Raw genomic sequence first — 6578 nt, forward strand, 5'->3', positions numbered from 1 at the left:
CTGGCCACAACCTGCACGGCCGAATCGCCCAACGCAACCGGCGCCGCGGCGGCCGCGGCGCGCGGCACGGCCTGGCCCGTCGCGAATTCCCAGTCGCTCGCGAACACGTCCTCTATGTCCCCAACCGCCGGGCCGCGCAGGAACACGGCGCTGTCAAGAAAACGCCGGGCATCGGGGCGCGGACCCATGAACCGCCCGTCGAGATTCATGCCGCCGACCATGGCCGCCCGCCCGTCCACGATGGCGATTTTGCGGTGATTGCGAAGGTTCGCGGACCAGCGCCGCCGGACCGGCAGCACGGGCAGGAAATGACCGATTTCGCCGCCCGCGTCGCGCAAGGGCCGCACGAACCTGCGCTTCGTCGTGAGGCTGCCGAGCGAATCGAGCAGCAGCCGCACCTGAACCCCCTGAGCCGCCTTGCGCGTCAGGACTTCGACAATGCCGCGGCCGGTCTCATCGCGCCCGAGAATAAAGACCATGATATGGATCGCGCGCTCCGCGCTTTCGAGCAGCGCGACCAACTCGGCATACGCGCTTTCCCCGTTGAAATGCAGCGTCACCGCGTTACCCGCGCGGCGCGGCGGCATGCCCGCCGCCTGGAGCACCCGCTCCGTATCGCGCGGCATGCCCTCGCCGTAGCCACAGGCCGCCCCGACTTCGTAGAGCGCGCATTTCCGCTCCATGCGCCGACCCAGCTTGCGCCCGCTGACGAGCAGGTAGAGCGGCACGCCGGCATACGGAATGAACACCATGGCGAGCAGCCACGCAATCGCGCCGCCCGGCCGCTGGTGCCCGCGCGATACGCGCGCCACGAGCGTCAGCGCCAGAAAGAAGACGACGACCGTGAGCAGATGCTCAACCATCAAGGCATAGAGCGTGCTGATAGGCGCCTCCCGGCGGCGCAGCGGCCGCACTCACGCAGTAGTCTATTGCCCCCGCCCATGCAGAGCAACCGGCAGATGGTCCCCGGCCCTGTGCCCCGTTACGCCGTTTCCATCCCTTGGGCGCGCCCGCGCGATTTCAGGATCCGGTACTCAAAGCTGTCCACGAGAGCGAGGTAGGATGCCGTGATGATGTTCTCGGAGACGCCGACGGTGTTCCAGAGGTTGCCTTCGTTGTCGGCGGACTCTATGAGCACGCGGGTCTTCGCGCGAGTGGCCTCCTTGCCGTCGAGAATACGCACCTTGTAGTCTTCGAGGCGCACGTCGCGCAGCTCGGGGTAGCGGCCTTCGAGCGCCTGCCGCATCGCCTTGTTCAACGCGTCAACGGGGCCGTTGCCTTCCGCTACCGTGTGGTATTGCTGGCCGTCCACTTCCAGTTTGACCGTCGCCTCGGCGAAATCGGCGGCCGCGGTGAAGCGGTGCCACACACCCGCATGATAACGCAAGGTCTTGAAGAAGCGCTGGTGCGTGCCGGTGGCGCGGCGGATTTCCAGTTCGAGCGAGGCATCGGCGCCCTCGAATTCGTAGCCTTGATTCTCGAGGTCCTTGATCCGGGCGAGAATCTTCCGGGTCTCGGGCTGGTCGCGGTCAAGCGGGATGCCGAACTCCTCCGCCTTTTCGAGCAGGCTCGAACGCCCCGACACTTCGCTCACGGCGATGATGGTGCGGTTGCCGATTTGCGCGGGGTCCACGTGCTCATAGCTCGCCTTGAACTTGCGCACGGCATCGGCGTGCATGCCGCCTTTGTGCGTGAAGGCATCGCGGCCCACGTAGGGCTCGAAGTCGCGCGGCGACTGATTCGCCATTTCCGCCACGAAATGCGACACGTGCCACAGCCGCGCCAGCTGCTCCCGCGTGACCACGTCCAGCCCCATCTTGATCTGAAGATTTGGGATGACCGTGCACAGGTTCGCGTTGCCCGTGCGCTCCCCGTAGCCGTTAATCGTGCCCTGCACCTGGTCCGCGCCTTCCACCACGGCCGCGAGCGCGTTCGCCACGCCGCAGCCCACGTCGTTGTGCGTGTGGATGCCCAGCCGCGCTTCCGGAAGCGCGCGCCGCACCACGGCGGTGATCCGCCCCACATCCGCGGGCAGGCTGCCGCCATTCGTATCGCACAGCACCAGCACCTCAGCCCCGGCGTCCATGGCCGTTTTCAGCACTTCCAGAGCGTACTCCTGACTTTCGCGAAAGCCGTCGAAGAAATGCTCCGCGTCCAGAAATACCCGTTTGCCGTGCTGCCGCAGGAAATCGACGGATTCCCGCACGATCTCCATATTCTTCTCGAGGGGCACGTGCAGCACCTCCCGCGTGTGCAGCGGCGAGGTCTTCGCAAAGATAGTGACAACTTCCGTGCCCGCCCCAACGAGGGCGCGCAGATTGCTGTCTTCGTCCGCGCGCGCGCGGGGATTGCGCGTGCTTCCGAATGCGGCCATTTTCGCGTGTTTGAGTTCCATATCACGAGTGCGTTCAAACAACGCGACTGCCTTCGGGTTCGCGCCGGGCTGTCCGCCTTCAATGTACGCCACGCCCAGTTCGTCCAGTTCGCGTACGACGCGCAACTGGTCTTCGGAAGAAAACTTGATGCCCGGGCCCTGCGCGCCGTCGCGCAGCGTCGTATCGTAGATTTCAATGCGTCTTGTCACGGTGTTTCCAGCTTCGGTTGTGTTCAGAACAGGTCGACAAAGGAAGCAGGGGCGGAGAACAGAATTAGAGACTCGGGCCGGCCGTTCCGGGACCGGAATCAGGCGCAAGCCACCTCGGACTTTCTTGACAGTCTCGTTTCAGCTTCATGCCGCATGTCTCGTCGTTTTGCTTGCCGGTCTCTATCCTCGTGTGAACCTCGGGCCTTATCCCGTATTTCCCTGTTCCCTCAAAACGCCATCCGCGCCTCCTGTAGCATATGTTCCACCAGGCGGTACCCGTCGCGCAACGCAACGCCCGTTTGCGCCGCGTCCCTCTCCGAATACGCTTGGGCGCCGCAGCGGGTCACGCCCGCGCCGCACAACGCGAAAGGCGTCGCGTCGCCGTAGTGGCCTTTCGTGCTCAACAGCGTGAAATGGTCCGGCGCCACGAGAAGCCGAGCCTCGGGATTGCGTTCCACGTAATCGAGGAATGGCGCGACAACCTTCGCGTCGAAATCCTCGATGGCCTGCATCTTCAGGTCGAGCCGGCCCTGGTGGGCCGCCTCATCCGGCGCCTCGACGTGTACGTACACGAAATCATGCCTACTCAGCGCGTCCATCGCGCCGGAAACCTTGCCCGCGTAGTTGGTGTCCAGCCAGCCCGTGGCGCCCGGCACATCAATGACTTCAAGGCCCGCCAGCACGCCCAGACCCTTTACCAAGTCCACCGCCGAAATCACCGCGCCAGACAGTCCGAACTTCTCGCGATACGGGGTCATCTTCGGCGAGGTGCCCTGACCCCACAGCCACGCCGAAGTCGCCGCCAACTTGCCCGCGGACACGCGCTTCCGGTTCACCGCGTGCCCCGCCAAAACGCCCTGGGACCGCTTCATGATGTCCGTGATACCTGCCGCCGCCGGACCCTGCGGCCAGTAGCCCGCGTGCGGCTGGTCCATGATGTTATGCGGCGGTGTGCACTCCGTCGCGACGAGGTCCTGGACGCTTGCCCCCGCGCCCGCCGTCACGACCGCGAGGTGCCGGTAGGAGACACCCGAGTGAAAACGGACCGGGATCGACGGTGACAGGATCTCGTCGAGCGATGCGATAATTGCCGCGCCTTCTTCGCTCGTGATGTGGCCCGCCGTGAAATCGCGCATGACCCCGTCTTCCAGCGTCACCAGATTACAGCGGAACGCGACTTGGTCCGGGGCCAGAGCGATGCGGCGGCTCGCCGCCTCGATCGGCGCGCGCCCGCAGAACGTCGCGCGCGGGTCGTAGCCGAACAAGGAAAGGTTGCCTATCTCGCTGCCTGCGGGCATGCCCTCCGGGATCGGCCAGTAATTGCCGGTGGCGCCGCGTTGCACGACCCGGTCCATGGCCGGAATGCGCGCAGCCTCGAGCGGGGTCTTGCCGTCCAGCGCCGCATGGGGCAGGTCTGCCATGCCGTCGCCGACGAGAATAATATACTTCGCGCTTGCCACTGAATATACCCCTTGACGTTTGGGTGCCAGTTGAACAAAAATACCACACGCGTGGCCAGAAATCAAACTATCCAGTTGGAATGAAACACTTTGCGCGAATGGAACATGCCCCACGGAAAAATAAGAATAATATGAAATCTACGATTATTGACAGAGAAGTAACGAGGTTGCTGGCGGAGAGCCAGATAGGCGTAACGCCGGGTATGGAGCAGCAACTCGCAGCGTATCTGGACTTGATACGCGAATGGAACGACTTCGCGGGACTCGTTGCGCCGGGTGACTTGGCTTGTCTGGCGGAAGAGCACTTGGCCGACGCAGTCAGTTTGGCGCCGTGGGTCCGGGCATACTGTCCGCCCGAAGGCACGCTGCTCGATATCGGCAGTGGGGGGGGCTTTCCCGCGATTCCGCTGAAGGTGCTGCTGCCGGCGCTTTCGTTGGTGATGGTGGAACGCTCGGCAAAGAAGGTTGGGTTCCTGCGCAAGGTCATCGGGGCGCTGCGGTTGCCTTGTGTCGACTTGCGGCATGGGTCGTTTCCGGAAGCCGTGGAGCAGATGCATGCGGACGTTATCACGGCGCGCGCTGTGGAAAAGCTGGCACATTTGGGCAAGGCGCTGACGTCGCGGATTGCCGGGGGCACCGTATATCTCTGTCAATCAAGGGTTAACGCGATCCCGGGACTCGAGGTGTTCCACGTGGAACGTGTGGATGACCTGTGGACAACCAGAGGGTTACGCCGCGGTGCCCTCCATCTCGTGCGCCGCCCCTGACCCGTCCCCGTTCCACGTGGAACCTGCTCGTTCACCCCTCAGCGCGACGCTGTGCCAGCGTCACCGTATACCCTGCAGGGTCGACCACGTCGCACTCGTCCAGACCGTAGAACGTCGCCCGTACCGGGCTCACCTCCTCGCCCCGCTCCGACAACGATGCATGCAACCTCTCCAGTTCGTCCGTGACCAGGTAGAGGATCACGCGGTCCCGATCCTCCAGCAACGGCGGCTCGTCTCCTTCCGCCGCCGGACTGTAGAACATGACCTCCGCTCCTCCCGAACGCAGACGGCACCATTCCAGCTCGCCCGCCTCCTGATGACTCCCGACCGCCTCGAATCCCAGCGCATCCCTGTAGAAAGCCACCACTGCATCCAGGTCTTCCACCGGTAACAACGCAATACATTTCCGGTATCCCATGGCTTCTATCCTTTCAGTCCCGTCAGCGTCACGCCTTGAATAAACTGCCGCTGCGCCGCGAAGAACAGCACAACCACCGGCAGCGTCATCAGCACCGCGGCCGCCATCATGACACCATGCTGCACGAGCCAAACCATGATTGCCTGCAACGCGAACAGCCCCAAGCTCAACGGGTACAACTCCTGCTTCGCGATGTAGATCAGCGGCCCCATGAAATCGTTCCAGACCCAAAGAAACGTGAAGATGCCTATGGTCGCCAACGCCGGCTTGATAAGCGGCAGGATAATTCTGGTATAAATCGCCACGTAGCCGCATCCGTCAATCTTCGCGCTGTCCTCAAGCTCGCGCGGGATACCGAGCATGAACTGGCGCAACAGGAAGATATAGAACGCGCCGCCGCAGAATGCGGGAACCCAAAGCGGGCGCAGCGTATTGTAGAATCCCACCGTCTTGAAGATCAGGAACAGCGGAATCATCGTCACCTGCGGCGGAACCATCAGTGTGGCCAACATCGCCACGAAGAACAAATCCCGCCCCGGCCAGCGCAGCCGCGCAAACGCAAATGCGACCAGGCTGGACGCCAGAACCTGCCCCAGTATGTTCAACGCCACCAGCACGAGGCTGTTCCACACATATCCCCACAACGGCACACGCCGCAACACGTCGCGATAGTTTGCCAGGTATTTGTTCCAGAGCCGCCCCACCGCGCCCGCGTCCCGGTATTCAATCGTGATCAGCGCCCGGCCCGGCAGGGATGCATCCGGCGCCCCGCATTCTTCCAGTACGACCCAGTTCCGGTAATCGACCCCGCGGTCCAGCTCGCTCGCAACCTGCCAAGTCGACTCCTGCCAGCGGTCCGTCCCCGCATAGGCCGCCTCCCGCGCTCTCAGACGCCGCGCGGGCGCCATGCCTTCCCCGGGCAAGTCCAGCGTTATCCTGATTTCGTGCCAGGAACGGTCCCCGTGATTCGTCACGCTCACTTTGCGGAACAACGCCGGCGAAACGCCCAAGGGCACGTTCAACCGCACCCGGAACGAGTCTCGCTCCCGAAAACTGTAGAATATTTCTTGCGCAGGCCGCGGAACTGAGCGCGCTTCGCACCGCGCATCCCCCTCCACGGCGAAAAGCACCTCGCCCCCGTCCGCATCTCCCGCCACCCCCGCCCACGGTACCTCACGCGCCTCCCCCAGCCCGACATGCGCCCGGTCCATCTTCCAGGAAACGAACAGTATCTCCGACAGAGCGACGCGCCGGTACACGGCGTCGAATACCTCCTGGACCAGGTCCGCCGTCAGACGCGTTTCGTCTGTAAACCAGGCCGCCGCCGCGTCCGCGCTCTCCCGGAAAAG

At 63.8% G+C, this 6578-nt stretch carries 6 protein-coding genes; 1 reads left to right on the forward strand and 5 read right to left on the reverse strand.

The genetic code is table 11. From position 1 onward, the window contains the following. The 3 genes from KA184_22470 to KA184_22480 all read right to left on the reverse strand — a co-directional run. A partial coding sequence (locus tag KA184_22470) for a PLDc N-terminal domain-containing protein (protein ID MBP8132353.1) occupies positions 1 to 914 on the reverse strand: 914 nt, incomplete at its 3' end. 68 nt (positions 915 to 982) lie between these two features. Beyond that, positions 983 to 2584: a citramalate synthase gene (gene cimA, locus KA184_22475; protein ID MBP8132354.1), complete on the reverse strand. Its 1602-nt coding sequence runs from the start codon at positions 2582 to 2584 to the stop codon at positions 983 to 985. 227 nt (positions 2585 to 2811) lie between these two features. Next, the gene (locus KA184_22480; protein MBP8132355.1) at positions 2812 to 4005 is read right to left on the reverse strand and encodes a cofactor-independent phosphoglycerate mutase; all 1194 of its coding nucleotides are present in this window, start codon (positions 4003 to 4005) and stop codon (positions 2812 to 2814) included. 170 nt (positions 4006 to 4175) lie between these two features. Between KA184_22480 and KA184_22485 the strand changes: the two genes are divergently transcribed. Beyond that, positions 4176 to 4811, forward strand: a complete 636-nt coding sequence (locus KA184_22485) for a class I SAM-dependent methyltransferase (GenBank protein MBP8132356.1) — start codon at positions 4176 to 4178, stop codon at positions 4809 to 4811. Between the two features lie 31 nt (positions 4812 to 4842). On the opposite strand, the gene KA184_22490 is transcribed toward KA184_22485, so the two are convergent. Further along, entirely contained in the window at positions 4843 to 5229 is a 387-nt protein-coding gene (locus KA184_22490) for a VOC family protein (protein ID MBP8132357.1), read from the reverse strand. Positions 5230 to 5234: 5 nt separating this feature from the next. Continuing rightward, positions 5235 to 6578, reverse strand: a 1344-nt coding sequence (locus KA184_22495) for a carbohydrate ABC transporter permease (GenBank protein ID MBP8132358.1), incomplete at its 5' end; no start/stop codon positions are given.

The organism is Candidatus Hydrogenedentota bacterium, from assembly GCA_018005585.1.
GTDB lineage: Bacteria > Hydrogenedentota > Hydrogenedentia > Hydrogenedentales > JAGMZX01 > JAGMZX01.

Coding starts and splice junctions, on each gene's coding strand:
- KA184_22490 (MBP8132357.1), bottom strand. CDS start 5,229: ATGGGATACCGGAAATGTATTGCGTTGTTACCGGTGGAAGACCTGGAT.
- KA184_22485 (MBP8132356.1), top strand. CDS start 4,176: ATGAAATCTACGATTATTGACAGAGAAGTAACGAGGTTGCTGGCGGAG.
- KA184_22480 (MBP8132355.1), bottom strand. CDS start 4,005: ATGGCAGACCTGCCCCATGCGGCGCTGGACGGCAAGACCCCGCTCGAG.